Source organism: Shewanella sp. SR43-8 (assembly GCF_014163775.1).
GTDB classification, from domain to species: domain Bacteria; phylum Pseudomonadota; class Gammaproteobacteria; order Enterobacterales; family Shewanellaceae; genus Shewanella; species Shewanella vesiculosa.
Genome location: NZ_JACJDX010000009.1, coordinates 202,379 through 223,166, shown reverse-complemented (window position 1 = coordinate 223,166; position 20,788 = coordinate 202,379). Strand labels below are relative to the sequence as shown.

Here is a 20,788-nt window from a genome sequence, read left to right as displayed (position 1 = left end):
TAAGTACCAAACAACCAGCTTATAAAAGAATTAGCTTAATCACTTGTGTCATCCAAAATGGCGACCTACAATCGCCATCTATTATTTTCCTGCCCATTATTGACTCACTATGCCTGATTTAGAATACCGTAAAGGAGTGTTACTGGCAGTTTGCGCTTACACCATTTGGGGTATCGCACCACTGTATTTTAAACTTTTACATCATGTCCCCGCGACAGAAATATTAATGCACCGTGTAATTTGGTCATTCATTTTTATGATTATCATGATGCAGTTTATTGGTGGTTTTGGCCGTCTACGCCTAATCCTCAAACAACCTAAACAACTTTTAGTACTGTTTGTTACTTCGGTGCTAATTGCAGCTAATTGGCTTATTTTTATCTGGGCGGTCAACAATGACCATATGCTTGATGCCAGTTTGGGATATTTTATCAATCCGCTTTTTAACGTATTGCTTGGTATGGTATTTTTAGGTGAACGTCTGCGTAAATTACAATGGGTTGCAGTCAGTTTAGCCAGTATTGGCGTACTGGTTCAATTAATCTCTTTTGGATCAATTCCATTGCTATCATTGGCATTGGCTGCCAGCTTCGGCTTTTATGGTTTATTACGAAAAAAAGTAAATATCGATGCTAAATCAGGATTATTGGTCGAAACAGCCATCTTATTACCTATCGCCCTCGGTTATCTATTCATCACTTTAGACAGCTCGACAACAAGCATGCTGGCCAACACTCTCGACCTCAATTTACTTTTAGTCGCTGCCGGCATTATTACCACTATCCCATTACTATGTTTTGCTGGAGCGGCGGTCAGAATTCCCTTTTCAATTTTGGGTTTCTTTCAATATATTGGCCCCAGCATCATGTTTATCTTGGCGGTGAAATTATTTAATGAACCGTTTGATATTGAGAAAGGTATTACCTTTGGCTTTATTTGGGGGGCATTGATTATCTTTATCGGCGATATGCTACTGCAACGTCAACGACGTAATACTGTAGCAAAAGCCCAAGCATAATAGGCCATTGATAGCCATTTAAATTGAGCATGCTGAACACGGCTAATGCAAAACAGATTGATTGAATGGCTTAACGTAACGAGTTAATCATATTAGCAATGTACAAAATTGAATCAAAAAAATGCCGGATTTATCCGGCATTTTTTTGAGCTGTTTATCCTATCGTCGACACTATAAATCTAAAGCAAGGATCTTCGAGCGACGTTGATAGTTATAAAGCTGCTTTTTCTTGTTCGGGAGTTCTTCAACATCGACAATACTAAAGCCATGCTCTAAAAACCAATGAATGCTGCGAGTGGTTAACGCAAATAAACGGGAATAACCGCGCACACGTGCCTGACCAATAATATTATTGAGTAACAAGCTACCACGGTCTGCATCACGATAATCAGGGTGCACCACAAGACAGGCAAACTCACCGGCATTATCTTCTTCAAATGGATACAGTGCCGCGCAGCCGATGACTAAATTGTCACGCTCAACAAGCATAAATTGCTCTATTTCCATTTCAAGTTGCTCACGAGAGCGACGTACCAAGATACCTTGCTCTTCTAAAGGTCGAATCAGGTTTAAAATGCCACCGATATCGCTAATGGTTGCGCGGCGTAAACGCTCAGCACTTTGAGTAACAATTTGCGTACCTATGCCTTCGCGCGAGAATAACTCTTGTAACAAGGCGCCATCTTCTAAATAACTCACTAAATGACAACGTGGTACGCCTCGGCGGCACGCTTCAACACTGGCTTTTAAGAAAGCGATAGTCCCCACTGAAGTATGATCATCCTCAGACATTGTCTTGAGCATTTCTTCGATATCATCTGGCATAAGTTCGGCAATCACTTCGCCATTTGCGCCTAAAATACCGTGGCTATCACTAAAACCAATAATCTTATCCGCCTTTAACTTAATCGCGACTTGGGTCGCCACCTCTTCAGCGGTCAGGTTAAAGCTTTCACCAGTAACAGAAGCCGCAATCGGCCCCATTAATACAATACCGTTGTTATCTAATTGGCGGCGTAACCCTTGTGCATCAATACGACGTACTTTGCCACTTAAACAAAAGTCGACACCGTCATCAACACCCAGCGGTTGCGCAATAACAAAATTACCACTGACTAAGTTAATTTGTGCATTCTGCATTGGCGTATTACCTAAGCTCATCGACAGCCTAGCGGTAATATCAAATTGCGTTGCCCCCGCAACCTGCTTGATAATCTTTAAGGTTTCATCATCAGTAATACGAATACCATTATGGTATGCAGGCTCAATTCCAGCAGCCTTTAAGCCGGCATCTATCTGTGGTCTTGCACCATAGACTAATACCACCTCAATCCCAAGCGAGTGCAACAAAGCCACATCATTCAAAATACCGCGGAATTGTGGATGCGCTAATGCTTCGCCACCCAACATGACGACAAAAGTTTTACCTCTATGCGCATTAACATAAGGAGCAGAATGACGAAATCCATCAACTAATTCTGTGGTTCTCACGGGCAAATTCACCTCGGTATAAATTTGATGTGCATTAATGATTATGACAAAAAATGTCACACAATGATTTGTAGTGCCAAAAGGGAATGGTATTGCATTTTAATTCACTTTTAAAGCATTTTATTTCACTTAAAGTAAAACAGAGTGTCTCAAATTTATATGAAAAAATCATTACAGCCAAAAAGTTAGCTTATTTTTACTGTGAATAATACTTTACGCATATATTTATAACATTACATTAAACTTTAATAACAATCCTCAAACATCATCACATAATAATAATGACCACAGAGCTTGATTCAATGCCATAAGATTAATCATGCACCACACATAGTAACAACTACGCAGTACTGACAACTCAGCAGCTTAGTCACCATTTGAGTTCACCTGCTTATGCAACAGTTTAGTATAGACTATTTTCAAACGGCCATAAAAAAAGCCCCAATTAAGGGGCTTTTTTAAGAATCAAAAATCAATTACTTGATTTTAGCTTCTTTGTACATAACGTGCTGACGAATGACTGGATCAAATTTCTTGATTTCCATTTTTTCAGGCATGTTACGCTTGTTCTTTTCAGTAGTGTAGAAGTGACCAGTTTTAGCAGTAGATACTAATTTGATCTTCTCACGATTACCTTTAGATTTAGCCATTTTCTATTATACCTTCTCGCCACGGGCACGAAGTTCTTTAACAATCACTTCGATACCTTTCTTGTCGATAATACGGATACCTTTAGTAGATACACGTAATTGCACGAAACGCTTTTCTTCTTCTAACCAAAAACGGTGGTTTTGTAGGTTAGGTAAAAAACGACGACGAGTCGAATTTTTTGCGTGCGAACGGTTGTTACCAACCATTGGCTTCTTGCCAGTTACTTGGCATACTCTTGACATGTCAATCTTCTCCAAAACAAATTTTTAACGCTCGAGCATTAATGTGCCTCGTATGGCCGTCGCCCGAGGCACAAAGAGGGCGCATTTTATACACGATTGACCATATAAGATCAAGCAGTGTTTATACAATCCACCCTCGCTCGGCAAAGGAGACTATCTCCTGATCACCTACAACCATATGATCTAACAAAGAAACATCTATGGTTGCCAATGCATTTTTTATTCGCTCAGTTATTCGCCGATCTGCCTGACTTGGCTCAGCAATGCCAGACGGGTGATTGTGACACACAATTACCGCTGCCGCTTTTTTCTCCAAAACAAGGCTTACAACCTCGCGAGGATAAACAGAAGCAGAATCGATGGTGCCACGAAATAATTCTACAAATTGAATGACTCTATGTTGGGTATCCAACAATAGTAAGGCGAACACTTCATAGGATCGGTCTGCCAATTGTCTCATTAAATAGTCCCGAGTTAAATCAGGATTTATCAAAATTTGTCCTCTTTGTAGATTTTCATGCGCAATTCGCTTAGAAATTTCCGCTGCAGCCTGTAATTGAGCATATTTTACCGGTCCAACACCGGCTAATTTACAGACTTGGCTTTTAGGTGCACTCAATAAACTGCGCAAACCACCAAACTGATGAATCATGTTTCGGGCTAAATCCACCGCATTTTGACCTGCCAGACCATTACGTAATATTACCGCGAGCAATTCTGCATCCGAAAGATGCCCTGCACCCTTGAGCAATAATTTTTCTCGCGGCCCTTCTCCTTGTGGCCAATCTTTAATTCCCATGAATGTCCCTTATATTCAATGTGGCATTACACTTCGCGTACTCAATCGACTCTAGTCACAAAACAATCACCCATCACAGCATCAATAAGCGGTCACTGTCATTTTCAAAAAGAGTTCGAATCAATTACACAGTATGGTCGATATTTTTGAGATTGGATCTACGTAACTTGTCACAGGTTTGTGATATTGTTAGCCGAAATTAGATTTGAGTCGGATAATGTGCATCATGCTGACAAATAAAAAAGTATTACTCGGAATTGGTGGCGGTATTGCCGCTTACAAAAGTGCAGACCTTATTCGCCGCTTGAAAGAGCGTGGCGCAGACGTACGTGTCATTATGACCCAAAGCGCCATGGAGTTTATTACCCCATTGACCATACAAGCGCTCTCTGGCAACCCAGTAGCCTCTGATTTACTCGATCCCGCAGCAGAAGCGGCTATGGGTCATATCGAACTCGCTCGTTGGGCTGACGTTGTTCTATTAGCACCTGCTACAGCTAATTTAATTGCACGTATCAATGCAGGTATGGCGAATGACTTACTAACCACCACCTGTTTAGCCACCAGTGCGCCTGTTATTGTATGCCCAGCAATGAATCAACAGATGTACCAAAACATCACCACTCAAGAAAACCTAGCCAATTTAGCCCGTAAAGGCCTCATCATCTGGCAGCCAGCATCTGGTAATCAAGCCTGTGGTGAAGTCGGCCCAGGCAGAATGCAAGAACCCACTGCGATGGCAGAACAATTAGTGCAATTTTTTGGCCCTAAATCACTCTGCGGCCATAACGTGCTTATAACTGCGGGCCCAACACGTGAAGCCATAGATCCAGTGCGATATATATCGAATCACAGCTCAGGGAAAATGGGTTATGCATTAGCGCAAGCAGCGGCTGAAATGGGCGCCAAGGTGACATTAGTCTCTGGTCCAGTCAATTTAGCCACGCCTCCAGGTGTCACGCGTATTGATGTTGATTCAGCGCAGCAGATGCTCGAAGCTGTAATGGGCCAAGTTGAACAACATGATATTTTTATCGGCTGCGCGGCTGTGGCTGATTATCGAATTGCTGCTGTCGCGGATCAAAAAATCAAAAAATCGGCTGAACAAATGCAACTTGCGCTGGTACGAAATCCTGATATCTTAGCCGCGGTAGCTCAGCACGCTATCCGACCTTTTACGGTCGGTTTTGCTGCAGAAACAAACGATGTCGAACAATACGCTCGCGGCAAACTACAGCGCAAAAAGCTTGATATGATTGCCGCCAACGATGTTTCTATTCAAGGCTTAGGCTTTAATGCCGATAGCAATGCACTACAGGTATTCTGGCAAGATGGCAGCCAACAACTGCCGGCAACAGATAAACTGACTCTAGCGCGCCAATTACTTACATTGATAAAACAACAACTAAAAAAATCATGAAAACACCCATTGAACTAAAAATTATCGACTCGCGTATTGGCAGTGAATTTCCATTACCCGGCTACGCAACTTCAGGTAGTGCAGGCATGGACTTACGCGCCATGACCGACGCGACTATGGTGATTGAACCTGGTCAAACGGTATTAATTCCAACCGGTATCGCTATTCATGTTGCCGACCCCAGCCTTGCGGCGGTAATTTTGCCGCGCTCAGGCATGGGCCACAAGCATGGTATCGTTTTAGGCAATTTAGTCGGATTAATAGACTCCGATTATCAAGGGCAATTAATGGTGTCATGTTGGAACCGAAGTGATAAACCATTCACACTCGAAATAGGCGACCGTTTAGCCCAATTGATGTTTGTACCCGTTGTACAGGCAGCATTTACCCTAGTGGATGAGTTTAATAGCTCAGATCGTGGAGAAGGCGGATTTGGTCACTCAGGCACCAAATAACCTTTTCAAGTAGTCACTGAGCCAAGGAACAGATAATGGCTGAAAGCCCTAAAATAAATCGCCGTGAGCATATTTTACAATGCTTAGCACAAATGCTTGAAACCAGCCCTGGTCAACGTATAACTACCGCCAAACTGGCCGCAGAAGTGGGTGTATCTGAAGCCGCACTCTATCGACACTTTCCTAGCAAAGCACGGATGTTCGAAGGCTTAATTGAGTTTATTGAAGATGCTATATTATCGCGTTTAAACATCATCATGGACGAAGAAAAAGACACTATGGTTCGCTGCCAATTAGTGCTGCACTTATTATTGGTATTTTCTGAACGTAACCCAGGGATCTCGCGAGTATTAAATGGCGATGCGTTGTTGGGTGAAAACGAACGTTTACGCAGTCGTATCGATGTGCTTTTTGCAAAAATAGAAACCCAAATCAAACAAATTCTACGAGAAAAAACCTTACGTGAAGGCGTAGGCTTTAATATCGATGAAGCCATTCTGGCTAACTTGTTACTCGCCTTTGCTGAAGGCAGAATTTCACAATTTGTCCGCAGTGAATTTAAACAAAAGCCAACCCAACACTTTGATGAACAGTGGACCTTTATTCAGCAACAGTTGTTGAGAAGTTAACCGTCTTTAGGGCTGTATGCTGTTAACATGTAGCCCTAGATGTTAAATCAATTAAAACCTATATCCACCTAATTCTGCTGAATAATTAGTCGACAACTCTTGCCCCAAAAACTCAGATAAAATACAATACCGTTACATTTTTAACATTAATTACACGGACTGTATTTATGCTGCGCATTTTATACCTCACATGTTGTTTGCTCGTTCTATTTACCACCCACACTTTTGCTGCTCCACAAATTAAAGACTTTAGTGCTGATTCAGAGTTTTCTGGCGTTAAAATTTCACCCGATGGTAAGCACCTTGGTGTGATCCTAATCGAAGATGAAAAACGCACTTTGCTCATCCTTAACCTTGAATCGATGAAGCCAACGTATGCGGTTAAATTCAGTGGCGATGAAGAAGTGGGCAGTTATTATTGGGTCAATGAAGAAAGGGTTGTGTTACAAAAACTCTATAAACATGCTCAACGTGAAGTGTCCGATTACTACGGTGAACTATTGGCAGTCAATTTTGACGGCAGCAAATCAAAATACCTATTTGGTTACAACAGTGATACATCAGCAAGTACAAAAATAAAAAGTAATGGGGGGATTCAAGCGACTGCATTCGTATTAGATACTTTAAAGGATGATAAAGACGATATCCTTGTAATGGCTTACCCTTGGAATAAGCAGAATTATACATATACAGAAGTTTATCGCGTCGATGTTTACTCAGGTAAACGAAAACGCCTTACCACATCACCGGTCGCAAATGCAGGTTTCTTAGTTGATAACAATGAAAACGTGCGCTTTAGTTTTGCCAGAGACAAGAAAAACAATGATCAACTCTTCTACTATGAAAATGATGAATGGGTTGATGCTGAGAGAATTAAAGGCGGACTAACCGATTTCTACCCTCTTTCGTTCACCGAAGACAACAAATCGATTTATGCTATTGCTCATGGTGAAGGCGCGACTAGCGCTATCTATGAAGTCGAACTCGCTACAGCTAAACATAAAAAAATCATCCAACATGATGTTGTCGATCCATTTATGACATGGGTAAGTGACCAAACAAACACCCTTTACGCGGTAGAGTTTGAAAACGGATATCCTGAGTATCAATTTGTCGACACTGAGAGTGCCAAAGCCAAAGCATTGCAACAGCTAATGGCTGCAATTCCTGATCACCGTATTCGTATCGTCAGTGAAACTATTGACGGTAATACCCTTATTGTTATGGCAATGAATGACAGAAACTCTGGTGACTATTATTTATTTGACCGTAAAAAACTCAAACTTAAATTCTTGTTCGCTGAAAATGCTGCGCTAGACCCTAGCGACATGTCTGAAGTACGTCCCATCAGCTTTACTAACCGTGATGGTGTGACGATTCATGGTTATTTAACCCTACCTCGTGGCATAAAAGAGCATAAAAACATGCCTCTAGTGGTTAACCCCCATGGCGGCCCACATGGCCCGCGCGACTTGTGGGTATTCAACTCTGAAAACCAGCTATTAGCACAAAATGGCATTGCCGTATTACAAGTTAACTTCCGCGGTTCGGGTGGGTACGGTAAAGCATTTGAAGAATCAGGCTACTTGGCTTGGGGAAGCAAAATTCAATACGATATTATCGATGCGACCCAATATGTTATCGATCAGGGTTATGCCGACAAAGATAGAGTGTGTATTTCTGGCGGCAGTTTTGGTGGATACTCAGCGCTAATGAGCCCAATGCTCGCGCCAGATATGTTCAAATGCGCAGTAGGCGTTGCCGGTGTTTATGATTTAGAACAAATGTATAAAACCGGTGATGTTCCTGAATCTTATGGAGGAGAAGCATACTTGGAAGAAGTGTTAGGTACTGATATCCAACGCCTTCGTGAAATGTCGCCAACTCACAATGTTAATAAACTGAAAGCAAAAGTGTTATTAATTCATGGTGAAGAAGATGAGCGCGCGCCTATTGAGCAATTTGAAGCAATGGAAAAAGCGTTAAATCAAGCCAACTACCCATTCCAAAAAGAGATATGGAAAAAGGAAGGCCATGGTTTTTTTAACGCCGAAAACCGAGCAAAATATTACGAAATCACACTCAAATTCATCAAAGAAAACCTAAACGTAAAGTAGTTATAACTTAAACGTTTAACCACAAAAGGCCGATACCTGACTAAAAGGGTCGGCTTTTTTGTTACCCGTAGTATTAATTTAGCGCAAATCGCGTTATTCTCCTCGTCCCTTAACGGGCACCCAAGTGGGTATTAACGTACACTCATATAAACAGTGATATTGAGTAGTTGGAGGATATATGGCACTCAGTGAAGCCGCAATAAAAGTACAAGCAGCACTAAAAGACCGTGGGCTAGAAACCCCGATGTTGCCAAAAACTTCCACGCCTGAACAACGTAAAGTCAAAATTGAACACCATATGCGTGAAATTTTGACCTTAATGTCACTCGACTTAACCGACGACAGCTTGGCTGATACTCCACGCCGCATTGCTAAAATGTATGTCGACGAAATTTTCTCAGGGCTTGATTACGAAAACTTCCCTAAGATCACGGTTATCGAAAACAAAATGGGTGTTGATGAAATGGTCCGCGTACAAGACATCAGTCTTACCAGCACCTGCGAACATCACCTAGTGACCATTGATGGCTTTGCCACTGTGGCCTATTTGCCCCGTAGCAAAATTATTGGCTTGTCTAAAATCAATCGTATCGTGCGATTTTTTGCCCAGCGCCCACAAGTGCAAGAGCGCCTAACCCAACAAGTGTTAGTGGCGCTGCAAACATTACTTGAAACCAAAGACGTAGCAGTAAAAATGGATGCGGTACATTACTGCGTAAAATCTCGCGGCGTAATGGACTCAACCAGCTCGACCACGACCACTGCATTGGGTGGTATTTTTAAATCAAACCCTGCAACCCGCGCCGAGTTTTTACACCAAGTAAAATAATGTGTGTAAACACAACGCCAATAAAAACGCAGCCACCTAATTTAATAATCTAGGGGCTGCGTTTTTGTATTCATGGTTAAAAAGACTAAATCCCGTATTGCTCACGATAAGCGCTAACTGAAGCAAGTTCTGCTTCCATACCCGGCTTTTCAGATAAGTAACTGATTAAATCAGCAAGCGTAATTATCGACACAATCTGGCAGCCAAAATCGCGTTCAACTTCTTGAATCGCCGACAACTCGCCTTTGCCTTTCTCTTGGCGATCAAGTGCAATCAACACGCCCGCAAGTTGGGCATTGTGGGCATTAATAATCTCCATCGATTCACGAATAGCCGTACCAGCAGTGATCACATCGTCCACCAACATCACTTTGCCTTTTAGCTCGCTGCCCACCAAACTGCCACCTTCGCCGTGGGTTTTGGCTTCTTTACGGTTAAAGCAATAAGGAATATCCACATCGTGATGATCACACAAGGCAACAGCCGTAGTAGTCGCAATCGGAATACCTTTATACGCTGGGCCAAATAACAAATCGAATTCAATACCCGAATCCATTAACGCCGCAGCATAAAAGCGGCCTAAACGCGCTAAGTCTTTACCCGTGTTGAATAATCCGGCATTAAAAAAGTACGGGCTCGTACGGCCAGATTTAAGGGTAAACTCACCAAAACGTAATACTTGGCGGGCTAAAGCAAACTCAATAAATTCGCGTTGATAGGCTTTCACGGTTATTCCTCTTTCATCAAATTTTAGACTAAAAAAAAGGACCGTAATCGGTCCTCATTTTTCAACAGCATATTAACTTAACGCAGCTTTTTGCACATCGACAATTTCGCGAATACTGTTTTTAGCTAACACTAACAACTCAAGTAACTCTTCATGGCTAAATGGCTCGCCTTCTGCAGTACCTTGAATTTCAATAATTTTACCCGTTTCAGTCATCACAACGTTCATGTCAGTTTCTGCAGCGCTGTCTTCAATGTATTCTAAATCACTGATCGCTTCGCCTTTATAAATGCCCACACTAACAGCAGCAATTAAAAACTTAAGTGGGTTAGCTTTAATAATGCCTTTACCACGAGCCCAATTAAGTGCATCAACTAATGCGACACAAGCTCCAGTAATAGCCGCAGTACGCGTACCACCATCAGCTTGAATAACGTCACAATCGATAACGATGGTGTTTTCACCTAACAACTTCATGTCTACAGCGGCACGTAATGCACGGCCAATTAAACGTTGAATTTCTTGGGTACGGCCAGACTGCTTACCACGAGCTGCTTCACGGTCCATACGGCTATGAGTTGAACGCGGTAACATACCATATTCAGCAGTTACCCAACCTTGGCCTTGGCCTTTAAGAAAACGCGGAACGCCTTCAGTGAAACTGGCAGTACATAATACTTTTGTGTCGCCAAACTCAACTAAAACAGAGCCTTCAGCATGTGCAGTAAAAGAACGCGTAATAGTGATAGGGCGAGTTTGAGCTGGTGTACGGTTACTTGGGCGCATGAAAAGTCCTGTAGTCGAATTCATATCAGATTTGAGCCCATATTATAGAGCTTCACGCCGTTAGATGCCATGCTAAGCAGCGATAAGCCACAAATCTATCGACTAATCCTTTAATCCGGTTGGCTAAAACGGCTATAATCACTCCACATTCGCGTAATAACATAACAGGACACTCCATGATCCAAAGCATGACAGCCTACGCTCGTATCGAGCACAAAGCACAATGGGGCACCGCCTCATGGGAAATCCGCTCAGTCAACCAGCGCTACCTAGAAACCTACCTGCGCCTACCTGAGCAGTTTCGCAGCTTTGAACCTGTCTTACGTGACCGCTTACGTAAACGCCTGAATCGTGGCAAAATCGAAGTTAATTTACGTTATGAACTTGCCGACAACAGCAGTAATGAATTACAGCTGAACCAAGCGCTAGCAAAGCAGTTGTTAAGTGCTGCAAACTGGTTAAAACAAGAAGCAGGACAAGGTGAACTCAGCTTAACTGATGTGCTGCGTTGGCCTGGCGTGCTGTCCGCTGCAGAACAAGATATGGATAGCATCGGTGCCGATTTAATGATCGCGTTTGACAGTGCTATCGATCAGTTTATCGAAGCGCGCGGCCGTGAAGGTGAAGCCATTAAAGACATGTTACTTACCCGTTTAGACGGTGTAATGGAACAAGTAAAGGTTGTGCGTGACCACATGCCAACCGTCATGCAGTATCAACGCGACAAACTGACTAACCGCTTAGCCGATATCGCAGGCGAATTAGATCCAGCCCGTATCGAACAAGAAATGGTGTTATTGGCGCAAAAGCAAGATGTCGCCGAAGAAATGGACCGTCTTGAAGCTCACGTAGCAGAAGCTCGCCGCATTCTTAAAAAAGGTGGCAGCGAAGGTCGCCGTTTAGACTTTATGATGCAAGAGTTTAACCGCGAATCAAACACCCTAGCGTCTAAATCAATCAGTGCAGAAATCACTTCTGCCGCTGTAGAATTAAAAGTATTGATTGAGCAAATGCGCGAGCAGATCCAGAACGTAGAATAAATTTTTAGCCTGTTTTAACAGGCTAAAAATGACCAATAAAACCCAGCATTTGCTGGGTTTTATGTTTTTGCAGGAGTTTGATGGTTTACTATTGTTACGTCAAAATTGGTGACTAAATTAAACTAGGATCTGCACTACAAATAAATCTGGGAAGCATTTTCCCCTACTTGTCCTTCCGTTGGCGCTACAACCAAAAAGTTTGATCGCAACGCACTTTAGATGACACTTTACCTTCACCTCATTTTTCTACGTGTTGATGACCAATGCTTAAGCTACAGCCGATTAAAATTAATCACTTAAAGGTTTTGTTTTTAGATAATAGCGTTGAAAAACGCGCAGGCGCACTAATAGGAGCTCTGTTTATTAACCTTAGGTTTAAAAAACAACAGATACAATAGTTTACTTAAACCCCAATAGGCAAAAACACTAGCTAAAATGGCGATAAATGAAAACTGCGCAGGCAGCCATTGAGTTGCATTATCTTGATGAGAAAAAGAGAGTGATAGCAACCCACCATTATTATCCAGCCAAATGCCAACTTCAGGGTTGAATATATGCATTATTCCCATAATAAAAAAGATAAATGAAATAAAATATCCAAAGCCAAAAATAGCAGTTAAAGACAAGTGTAATAAGCTTTTTTGAGTAATTTGTAATAAGCTTTTTAATATCGCTTTGGGGTGCCCTTTAGCGACACTTTGCGCATGCAAAATATCTGAAATTAATGGTGTCAGGTATAAATCAGGCTCACCTAAACGGTCAATAGCATTAATAATTCTTTTTTCTTCACTTTCAGCGCCATCATTTAAAGCTGACTCATATAGATGGCTTAAAATTTCCATCTTAATATCATCTTTTTCACTTACCGATAAAGGTGCTAACTTGTGATTAAGTTCGCGCTCAAAGTTACTCCATAATTTTTTAGATGTTTCACTTTTAATAGGAAATTGATGTGTCATGATTGCATCACCATTTTTAGCACTGAGCTATGCGTATTAGTCCAAATTACTTTCATTTTATCTAAAGTCTCAATACCAGCGTCGGTAATTTGGTAATACTTACGTGGTGTACCAACCTCGGCTGTTTTCCATTCTGTTTGAACTAATCCATCACGCTTTAAACGGTTAAGTAACGGATAAAGCGTTCCTTCGGCGACTTCTATTGAAGTAAGATTTTTAATCTCCGACGCTATTTCGTAACCATAACTCATGTTTTGTTTTAACTTTAATAAGATAATAAATTCTAGTAAACCTTTACGAAATTGAGGCAACCATCGGTCAATGATCTGATCAGAAAGCATGGCACAGTTATCTTTAATAATTTAATCATGCCTACATAGTAAAACGATATACATACCATTGCAATTTCTGTTCGGTATTACTTTAAAAATGTTGTTATTAATCGAAGATAACCTAGGTCACTTGATGAACATATCATCTAAACTCCATGATTACTATGCCAAATAAATTTAACTACGTACATTGTATTGCTATGTATAATTTATTGAACTAGACTACCTAGCAATGCAATGTACATAGTATGGGTTTTAGGTGATCAAATGAATATTAAAAATATAGCCATTATAATTCTAACCTTGGGTTTAATAAGCCATGTCCAAGCTAACGAAAATGAATATGACGTAACCGAAATTTCAAAATTAATGGCTTCATATGAGCAACTTGGTCGTTTTAATGGTGCAATAACGATTAAAAAAGACGATAAAATTATTTATAGCCGGGGTTATGGATCCGCGAATGTAAAAACTGAAGTTAACAATGATAGTGATAAAGTATTTGCAATAGGTTCAATTTCAAAGCAATTTACCGCTAGCGCCATATTATTATTAGCCCAACAAGGTAAATTATCATTAGCAGACCCCATAGCGACATACCTACCCTATTATCAAAATGAAGTGGGTCAAAAAGCGACTATTTACCAACTGTTAACTCATACTGCCGGTATTCCAGATCCTATGGATACGGGTAAAGGTATTGACGGTGATAATGATCCACTCATGCACGAGAAAACCTTACCTGTAACAAAGAAATCATTAATTGATAGCTTTAAAGATCTGCCTAACTCATTTGAACCAGGCAGCCGTTATGAATACACCAATACTGGCTATATTTTATTAGCTGACATTATTGAGCGAGCATCAGGAAAAACTTACGCTGATTACCTAAAAACCTACCTTTTCGAACCTGCTGGCATGAAAAATACTAGTGCATCCAGACCTGACAATAGCCCGCTGTTAGTCGAGAGCTATAGCGGCATAGGTTCCGACAAAGTACACACCACTAAAATAGACAACAGTTGGTTAGTCGGTGCAGCAAGCCTTTATTCAACCACAGGAGATTTGTTCAAATGGGTAGATGCAATGAATGCCCATAAAATATTCAAAGACAAGAAGTTTGATTATTTACTCTCTAACCCTGTGGATTTGAGAAGAAATAATGAGTTTTATGGTTATGGCATGGAAATGACAACATTATGGGGTCAAAAAGCCTATCGCCATGATGGTGCAACTGCAGGCACAGTAGCAGATTTTATTTACCTTCCAGAGCAAAATATAACCATTATTATATATATGAATCATGTACATAATGTTAGTAATATTGACCTCTCAATTGATATGAGAAAAAAAATTATTCAACAAGTTTCAGGGATTTTGTTAGCCCATAAAACGCCCGATATAGTGTCTTTAGTAAGCAATAACACCCTAGATTTACAGCAATATGTAGGCCGTTATGCGTTTGATGATGACCATCAAATAGCGATAACACTCAAAGATAATACTTTGAAAATTAACACCATTGGCTTAAAAAATTGGACATTATATAACTTAGCGCAAGTGACTCACCTACCACCAGATCAACTCACTGACACAGCCACAAAATTATTTAACCTGCTTAATACCAATGAGTTAACTAAATTAGCTGAAATTTTTGATGAACAAATGGCCTCTGCACCGCTCGATGTTTTTCAAGGGTTTTGGCAGCAATTAGAAGCAGAACTTGGCGCTTTAGAAAATCACTATAGCTTTTCAAAAAGTATTGATAATGATGAGATCCAGCAGCGACTAATTTTTGAAAAAGGCATTGTAGATATGTCGGTCTTTTTCGATAAAGATGGAAAAATTAAAGGCATTCAAAACTCCTCACCAATCCCCAAAGAAGAGAATGGTTTTACATCTAAACTGCTCAGCATAGAGGGTGATAAGTTACTCATTGACGGATATGTTATAAAGCAGCATCAAGATTTAATTCTTAAATTTACCCGTAATAATAAAAATCAAATCACTGGCTTTAGCTACAACCAAATGGTCGAACATCAGGCAATTAAACAATAGTAACTTCCCCCCGTGACTTCACTGTGATCACGGGGGGCTTCTCGACATATTTGACTTACCGCCTTTTACTACACCTTCCAAAGCCTTATCAGATAATGATCTTTTAACATCAGAGGCTGGCTGCTGATGTCGCACTAGCAGTAATGCTCCAATACAGTGCGCCTCAATGGATTTTTAAAGTAATAATCATCCATGCTAACGCTGGCCACTCAAATGAATCGAAATGGTCTGGCTTTTACTCTACTAATTAATAATACCTACCCACAATGATAACAAATAGTTAAATAAATGATGCGTAAATGTTAAATAGGGCCATACTCACGTACGAATTCCAATGCACATTGCTAAGTTAAAGGAAAAGTATGTCTACTAAATTTACGCTCTCATTTGTTGCCCTTATTTGTGGATTGTTGCTTGTGGGCTGTAAAGATACAGCACAAGACCCTGTTGCCATTGAAAGTATAAAATTAACCACAGATTTACGAAGTATAATTGAGGTGCAATCCTTAACGGGTGAACCTGCAGTAGGACGCGATTTGCCACAAGTCGACTCTCCAATTGTGACACTTGGAATGCAATTATTTTTCAGCCAAGCATTGAGTGGTGAAATGGATGTCGCATGCGTGAGTTGCCATCACCCGGTATTAGGCGGCGGAGATGAACTGGCATTATCAATAGGTGTTGAATCTGTCGAACCACTGCTATTAGGATCTGGCCGTGAACACAGTTCTGCTGGAACCGCATTTGATGGTGGACCAACTGTGCCACGCAATGCACCAACAACTTTTAATATTGGTTTATATGACAAGGCAATATTTCACGATGGCCGTATCGAAAGTATTGAAGGTAATATTGGTACTAATGGCACTGGCACCCAAATTTTGACTCCAGATTCACCGAATAGTAGCACTCCAGACCTTAAAGCGATTAATTTAGCAGCTAGTCAAGCTAGCTTCCCTGTGACGTCCAATGAAGAGATGAAAGGACACAAAAAAGGTGCACTAAATAACGAGGGGATCCGTGATTATTTAGTAACACGACTTCGCGGAGATAACGATGATCTGCCTACCAATGAATGGTTAAAGGCATTTAGAGTTGGTTTACAAGATGAAAATGGCACAGCTGAAGAACTCATTACTCAAGCAAATATATTCAATGCTATTGGTGAATATGAGCGTTCTCAAGTATTTGTCGATAGCCCTTGGAATTCGTTTGTAAAAGGTGAAGATGACGCTATAAGCTTAGATGCTAAGAAAGGGGCGAAGTTATTTTTTGCCACTTCAGCAGATGGCGGTGCCAATTGTGCCAGTTGCCACAGCGGCGATTTCTTTACCGATGAGAATTACCACAACATAGCAATACCACAAATTGGTCGAGGCAAAGGCGATGGTGTCACTGGCACTAATGATTTAGGTCGTTTTAGGGTCACCAAACAAGAGGCTGATAAGTTTGCATTTAGAACTCCAGCATTATTAAATGTCGCAGTTACATCACCTTACGGCCACAGTGGAGCTTATCAATCGTTGGAAGCTGTGGTTCGTCATCACCTTAACGTAGAATCAGCAGTAACTAACTACGCCTTATCTGATAATGTGAGTCAAATGGGCATACAAAGTAATGATCTGATGCCAAATACCCTAGAGGCATTAGATAAATTAGCCAGCGACAGAATCGCAGGCATACCAGGCCAGATTGAAAATCTCGATTTAACCAACGAACAAGTCACACAGTTGGTAACGTTTTTAAATACCCTTACAGATAACTGTGTATCAGGCGCAATTGATGCGACTTGCTTAAGTCAATGGGTGCCAAATGACAACACGCCTGATCCTGATGGATTGCGGCTAGTAGCTAAATTTCAAGATTAACCAATTAGATTATCGAGTTAAAAATGGTGTCTATACATCAGCCAAACATAACATTGTGATCTTGGTTATTCGCCTCAAAAAATGAGGCGAATAACTTTTTTGCATGCTTTCAAGAATCATCCTCAAAATAACTTCATAGCTTAATTCATTAGTCATTTATCCATACAACAATGATATTTAACGCAATTGTTCAATTCTGACCAATGTTAACTCAGCTATTATTCACTGGCCATTTTACGGCGCGACCGTTTTATTAGCCGTGTGAATATAAAAGCCGACCGTAAAAACCAGTGTTGGTGACAGCAAAACCTGCACGGCCAATTCCATTTCCCCTCCCCAACAGAAGTGCCACAACACAATATATGCGCTTGTATAGAATGTTGTTCACGTTTTAAACATTTATCTTCACATCCCATTCAATAGCTTGAGTTAAATCACGAACCTCAAAGAGAGAGTGAGATAACTTCAAAAGGCTAAAAATAATAACGACCTACATGGGGAGAGAACACGATGTTTTATGTACACATGCTGCTGTTATTAGCGGTGATATTTGTTGGTATTCGCCACGGCGGAATCGCCTTTGGTTTATTGGGCGGGTTAGGTGTTTCAGTACTCGCTTTTGTATTTGGCATTGCCCCAGGCTCACCGCCAGTCAGCGTCATGTTAATTATTCTGGCCGTAGTCGCAGCCTCTGCAACATTAGAGGCCACTGGCGGTTTAAAGTTGTTGGTCAAATTTGCTGAAAAGCTGTTACGCAAACACCCTGAACACATCGTTTTTTTAGGCCCACTGTGTACCTATTCGTTAACCGTACTGGTCGGCACTGGCCACTCCGTTTATCCCCTGCTTCCTGTTATTTATGATGTTTCATACAAGAAAGGTATCCGCCCTGAACGCCCATTAGCCATGGCAACTGTGGCATCACAAATGGGCATTACCGCCAGCCCTATTGCTGCCGCCGCTGCCGTAGTGCTTGCCACCGCCGTTGATAACAATCTTGATATTAACTTACTTGATGTACTCATGGTGACCATTCCCGCCACACTAACAGGCTTGCTAGTGGCGTGTGCCTGGAGCTTAAAGCGCGGTAAAGATTTAGATAAAGATGAAGAGTTTCAGGCACGTTTAACAGATGATGAGTTTCGTGAATCATTAACCGATCCCAAAGCGGATGAAGTGCAAACGCCACAGGCAGAATCAACGGCAAAGAAAGGCTTAACAGTATTTTTACTCGGTATCTTTGCCGTTATCATGGTGGCAATGTTTAGTAAGCAAATACTGCCAGATGGCGTAAAAATGTCGGTAGCAATTCAGTTTATGATGCTGTCTGTCGGTGGGATAATTTTACTCGCCACCAATATATCACCGAAAAAAATTGTCACCAGTAACGTGTTCACCGCGGGTATGACAGCGGTCATTATCATTTTTGGTATCGCATGGATGAGTGACACCATTATTGAGCACCATAAAACCTATTTGGTGAGCGCGGTAAGCGACATTGTCAGCGTGTATCCATGGACATTTGCTATCGCGATGTTTGTGTCATCGATCTTCTTAAAAAGCCAGGCTGCGGTATTAACCATTATGCTGCCACTAGGTTTTTCACTTGGCATCCCTGCACCGGTATTAATCGGCGTGCTGCCCGCGTGTTATGCCTACTTCTTTTTCCCATTCTACCCAAGCGATTTAGCCGCAATTAGTTTTGACAGAACAGGCACCACCCATATTGGTAAATACGTACTCAACCACAGCTTTATTATTCCAGGCTTTATTGGTGTAGTAACCGCCACATTTGTTGGTTACTTTATATCGATGGCTATTAACTAATCTCAGCGAACATTTTGGCTTTGAGCTTTGGGCTAAGAACTAGAGTGATAAACTGCTAGTGACTCACTAGCAGCAATAAAAATGGCAGCCAATATGGCTGCCATTGTTGTTTTTAATCATTAAGAACCTAAAAACGCTAAGACCTTAAATATTAAAACCGAATTTACTTAGGCCAAAACAAAAATGAGCAAGTCGATTATCAGCGGGTTTATGAATTAACCCGCCAACCACATCATCCTCTGCAACATGCCGTAAACCCATCCATGGGGGCTTGACGAAAACATCCGGTCTTGACCAATCGCAAAAGCGAATATATTTAGGCTAGAACAAGTCTGCTTTAAAGCAAAACTGAATTTAATGCCAAACATCCCCCACAAAAAAAGTGAGCATTTGAGCTATAATTTGAATCGAAAAATGCAGAAAATGTCACTTATCGCTTTGAATATAAATAGGATTGTCATATTCGCTCTTGTTATTTATATATTTACAAAAACCGCTTGTCGTATTCTGTGTTTCAAACTCTAAAAAATGAGGTTTTACAGACTCATTTTTATCACTTGGGATAACATAGTATGAACTAATTGATTTTATTGGTGAATATATCTTATTTTCATATTTAAAGATGACATACTCCAAATATTCCGCACTACTAACTCCTGTTTCAAAATTCCCCTTAATGACTGGCACTCTGAAATCTATTCCTCCGCATCTAACATGTAGAACAGCAATTAACTGCAAATCGTTTGACGCCTGGCGGTCTATGATTACTTCAGCAGCTCCTTCTGTGGGAGAATGTAATAAATACTCTTGGTCAGTCCACTCAGATAATCTGAACTCATTTGCATTTAGTGAAAATGAAGTTAAAAAAACTATAAAAAAACAGAGAGCTTTATTAAAAAACATCTTTAAATACCTTCCTTTTTAATAAATCAGTTAAATTATCATGACGCTCGCTGTAACTTGTTGTCTTATTATTAATGACTTTAGTTATACTATCCGTAACCATTCGACTTGCCCCTATATCTGCTTTTTTATAAAGCTGATGTTCAAGCCAGAATATTAGAGCAGATCTTACTGCAAACTTGGGTTGTAGCAATAAATCGGGGTTAGCAACAAAATCGACACTTGCACTCCACAAGTTATTATGTTTTGTTTTCATTGAAATATAATTGGATTTTCCGGTTAATTGAAGCATACCTCTACCTCTATATTTCCAGCCGTCACCAGACTCTACACTGCCATTACCCATTCGGTTCGCATATGCATGATTTGCAATTGCTTCGATATCTGCTTTTTTATTAGTAGCCCTGTTATATGCGTGATTTTTTGCATCTGAAGGAGTTCGTCCATAGTGTGAGAATGTAGATATCAAAGCCATTTCACTATAATTAAGATTCTCCTCTAAGTTGAATTTACCTCCAACTTCATGCATCACTTGAGCAATAAAGTGACACATTCTTAATTCTGTATTGAGTTGACACATATTAACGTTAGAATTCAACTCCTCAGCCACTTCACTTAATAGTTTGTCGCTTACATT

Annotated in this window: 20 protein-coding genes; 10 read left to right on the top strand and 10 right to left on the bottom strand. The window is 40.8% G+C overall.

The features are described 5' to 3' along the window. Positions 1–109 precede the first annotated feature (109 nt). The gene (gene rarD, locus H5114_RS13640) at positions 110–1,018 is read left to right on the top strand and encodes an EamA family transporter RarD (RefSeq protein ID WP_182723217.1); all 909 of its coding nucleotides are present in this window, start codon (positions 110–112) and stop codon (positions 1,016–1,018) included. Between the two features lie 171 nt (positions 1,019–1,189). Here rarD and argA read toward each other — a convergent pair whose 3' ends face one another. The 4 genes from argA to radC all read right to left on the bottom strand — a co-directional run bounded on the left by argA (position 1,190) and on the right by radC (position 4,201). Continuing rightward, complete coding sequence (gene argA / locus H5114_RS13635) at positions 1,190–2,509, bottom strand: amino-acid N-acetyltransferase (RefSeq protein WP_124018358.1); 1,320 nt, start codon at positions 2,507–2,509, stop codon at positions 1,190–1,192. 476 nt (positions 2,510–2,985) lie between these two features. Beyond that, positions 2,986–3,159 carry a 50S ribosomal protein L33 gene (gene rpmG / locus H5114_RS13630; protein WP_124018357.1) on the bottom strand — a complete coding sequence of 58 codons (174 nt, stop codon included), beginning with the start codon at positions 3,157–3,159 and terminating at the stop codon, positions 2,986–2,988. Positions 3,160–3,165: 6 nt separating this feature from the next. Next, positions 3,166–3,402 (bottom strand): 50S ribosomal protein L28, encoded by a 237-nt coding sequence (gene rpmB / locus H5114_RS13625; RefSeq protein WP_011639236.1) that lies wholly within the window; start codon positions 3,400–3,402, stop codon positions 3,166–3,168. A gap of 121 nt (positions 3,403–3,523) precedes the next feature. Next, on the bottom strand, positions 3,524–4,201 hold the full coding sequence (gene radC / locus H5114_RS13620; RefSeq protein WP_182723216.1) for a DNA repair protein RadC: 678 nt from the start codon (positions 4,199–4,201) through the stop codon (positions 3,524–3,526). A 217-nt stretch (positions 4,202–4,418) separates the two neighbouring features. On the opposite strand from radC, the gene coaBC reads away from it, so the two are divergent. From coaBC to folE, 5 genes are all read left to right on the top strand, one after another. Continuing rightward, complete coding sequence (gene coaBC, locus H5114_RS13615; protein ID WP_220492568.1) at positions 4,419–5,621, top strand: bifunctional phosphopantothenoylcysteine decarboxylase/phosphopantothenate--cysteine ligase CoaBC; 1,203 nt, start codon at positions 4,419–4,421, stop codon at positions 5,619–5,621. Continuing rightward, positions 5,618–6,076 carry a dUTP diphosphatase gene (gene dut / locus H5114_RS13610; protein ID WP_182723215.1) on the top strand — a complete coding sequence of 153 codons (459 nt, stop codon included), beginning with the start codon at positions 5,618–5,620 and terminating at the stop codon, positions 6,074–6,076. The genes coaBC and dut overlap by 4 nt, the downstream gene beginning before the upstream one ends. A 35-nt stretch (positions 6,077–6,111) precedes the next feature. Then, complete coding sequence (gene slmA / locus H5114_RS13605; protein WP_182698906.1) at positions 6,112–6,705, top strand: nucleoid occlusion factor SlmA; 594 nt, start codon at positions 6,112–6,114, stop codon at positions 6,703–6,705. A 167-nt stretch (positions 6,706–6,872) separates the two neighbouring features. Beyond that, the gene (locus tag H5114_RS13600; RefSeq protein WP_182723214.1) at positions 6,873–8,822 is read left to right on the top strand and encodes a S9 family peptidase; all 1,950 of its coding nucleotides are present in this window, start codon (positions 6,873–6,875) and stop codon (positions 8,820–8,822) included. A 178-nt stretch (positions 8,823–9,000) separates the two neighbouring features. Continuing rightward, the gene (folE, locus tag H5114_RS13595; protein ID WP_124018352.1) at positions 9,001–9,651 is read left to right on the top strand and encodes a GTP cyclohydrolase I FolE; all 651 of its coding nucleotides are present in this window, start codon (positions 9,001–9,003) and stop codon (positions 9,649–9,651) included. A gap of 85 nt (positions 9,652–9,736) precedes the next feature. On the opposite strand, the gene pyrE is transcribed toward folE, so the two are convergent. Both pyrE and rph read right to left on the bottom strand, forming a co-directional pair. Beyond that, on the bottom strand, positions 9,737–10,378 hold the full coding sequence (pyrE, locus tag H5114_RS13590) for an orotate phosphoribosyltransferase (RefSeq protein ID WP_124018351.1): 642 nt from the start codon (positions 10,376–10,378) through the stop codon (positions 9,737–9,739). Between the two features lie 72 nt (positions 10,379–10,450). Next, a complete protein-coding gene (gene rph / locus H5114_RS13585; RefSeq protein ID WP_011639245.1) occupies positions 10,451–11,164 on the bottom strand; it encodes a ribonuclease PH in 714 nt (237 codons plus the stop codon). 176 nt (positions 11,165–11,340) lie between these two features. Between rph and H5114_RS13580 the strand changes: the two genes are divergently transcribed. Further along, positions 11,341–12,204 carry a YicC/YloC family endoribonuclease gene (locus H5114_RS13580; RefSeq protein WP_124018350.1) on the top strand — a complete coding sequence of 288 codons (864 nt, stop codon included), beginning with the start codon at positions 11,341–11,343 and terminating at the stop codon, positions 12,202–12,204. Between the two features lie 344 nt (positions 12,205–12,548). On the opposite strand, the gene H5114_RS13575 is transcribed toward H5114_RS13580, so the two are convergent. Both H5114_RS13575 and H5114_RS13570 read right to left on the bottom strand, forming a co-directional pair. After that, positions 12,549–13,163, bottom strand: a complete 615-nt coding sequence (locus tag H5114_RS13575; RefSeq protein WP_124018349.1) for a hypothetical protein — start codon at positions 13,161–13,163, stop codon at positions 12,549–12,551. Continuing rightward, a complete protein-coding gene (locus tag H5114_RS13570) occupies positions 13,160–13,504 on the bottom strand; it encodes a PadR family transcriptional regulator (protein ID WP_124018348.1) in 345 nt (114 codons plus the stop codon). Before H5114_RS13570 ends, H5114_RS13575 begins: the two co-directional genes overlap by 4 nt. A gap of 258 nt (positions 13,505–13,762) precedes the next feature. On the opposite strand from H5114_RS13570, the gene H5114_RS13565 reads away from it, so the two are divergent. From H5114_RS13565 to H5114_RS13555, 3 genes are all read left to right on the top strand, one after another. Further along, positions 13,763–15,553: a serine hydrolase gene (locus H5114_RS13565; RefSeq protein ID WP_165870196.1), complete on the top strand. Its 1,791-nt coding sequence runs from the start codon at positions 13,763–13,765 to the stop codon at positions 15,551–15,553. A gap of 362 nt (positions 15,554–15,915) precedes the next feature. After that, positions 15,916–17,421, top strand: coding sequence for a cytochrome-c peroxidase (locus H5114_RS13560; protein WP_182723213.1), 1,506 nt, complete (start codon positions 15,916–15,918; stop codon positions 17,419–17,421). A 510-nt stretch (positions 17,422–17,931) separates the two neighbouring features. Continuing rightward, complete coding sequence (locus tag H5114_RS13555) at positions 17,932–19,248, top strand: anaerobic C4-dicarboxylate transporter (protein ID WP_182723212.1); 1,317 nt, start codon at positions 17,932–17,934, stop codon at positions 19,246–19,248. 426 nt (positions 19,249–19,674) lie between these two features. Here the strand turns inward: H5114_RS13555 and H5114_RS13550 are convergent, their stop codons facing one another. Together H5114_RS13550 and H5114_RS13545 are read right to left on the bottom strand one after the other, a co-directional pair. Then, a complete protein-coding gene (locus H5114_RS13550; protein WP_182723211.1) occupies positions 19,675–20,151 on the bottom strand; it encodes a hypothetical protein in 477 nt (158 codons plus the stop codon). Beyond that, a complete protein-coding gene (locus H5114_RS13545; protein WP_182723210.1) occupies positions 20,141–20,749 on the bottom strand; it encodes a glycoside hydrolase family 19 protein in 609 nt (202 codons plus the stop codon). The genes H5114_RS13550 and H5114_RS13545 overlap by 11 nt, the downstream gene beginning before the upstream one ends. Positions 20,750–20,788 lie beyond the last annotated feature (39 nt).

Bases quoted from the DNA above. Each gene is read 5' to 3' on its own strand.
- rarD (WP_182723217.1), top strand. From the start codon at position 110: ATGCCTGATTTAGAATACCGTAAAGGAGTGTTACTGGCAGTTTGCGCT.
- rpmG (WP_124018357.1), bottom strand. From the start codon at position 3,159: ATGGCTAAATCTAAAGGTAATCGTGAGAAGATCAAATTAGTATCTACT.
- rpmB (WP_011639236.1), bottom strand. From the start codon at position 3,402: ATGTCAAGAGTATGCCAAGTAACTGGCAAGAAGCCAATGGTTGGTAAC.
- radC (WP_182723216.1), bottom strand. From the start codon at position 4,201: ATGGGAATTAAAGATTGGCCACAAGGAGAAGGGCCGCGAGAAAAATTA.
- coaBC (WP_220492568.1), top strand. From the start codon at position 4,419: ATGTGCATCATGCTGACAAATAAAAAAGTATTACTCGGAATTGGTGGC.
- dut (WP_182723215.1), top strand. From the start codon at position 5,618: ATGAAAACACCCATTGAACTAAAAATTATCGACTCGCGTATTGGCAGT.
- slmA (WP_182698906.1), top strand. From the start codon at position 6,112: ATGGCTGAAAGCCCTAAAATAAATCGCCGTGAGCATATTTTACAATGC.
- H5114_RS13600 (WP_182723214.1), top strand. From the start codon at position 6,873: ATGCTGCGCATTTTATACCTCACATGTTGTTTGCTCGTTCTATTTACC.
- folE (WP_124018352.1), top strand. From the start codon at position 9,001: ATGGCACTCAGTGAAGCCGCAATAAAAGTACAAGCAGCACTAAAAGAC.
- rph (WP_011639245.1), bottom strand. From the start codon at position 11,164: ATGCGCCCAAGTAACCGTACACCAGCTCAAACTCGCCCTATCACTATT.
- H5114_RS13580 (WP_124018350.1), top strand. From the start codon at position 11,341: ATGATCCAAAGCATGACAGCCTACGCTCGTATCGAGCACAAAGCACAA.
- H5114_RS13575 (WP_124018349.1), bottom strand. From the start codon at position 13,163: ATGACACATCAATTTCCTATTAAAAGTGAAACATCTAAAAAATTATGG.
- H5114_RS13570 (WP_124018348.1), bottom strand. From the start codon at position 13,504: ATGCTTTCTGATCAGATCATTGACCGATGGTTGCCTCAATTTCGTAAA.
- H5114_RS13565 (WP_165870196.1), top strand. From the start codon at position 13,763: ATGAATATTAAAAATATAGCCATTATAATTCTAACCTTGGGTTTAATA.
- H5114_RS13560 (WP_182723213.1), top strand. From the start codon at position 15,916: ATGTCTACTAAATTTACGCTCTCATTTGTTGCCCTTATTTGTGGATTG.
- H5114_RS13555 (WP_182723212.1), top strand. From the start codon at position 17,932: ATGTTTTATGTACACATGCTGCTGTTATTAGCGGTGATATTTGTTGGT.
- H5114_RS13550 (WP_182723211.1), bottom strand. From the start codon at position 20,151: ATGTTTTTTAATAAAGCTCTCTGTTTTTTTATAGTTTTTTTAACTTCA.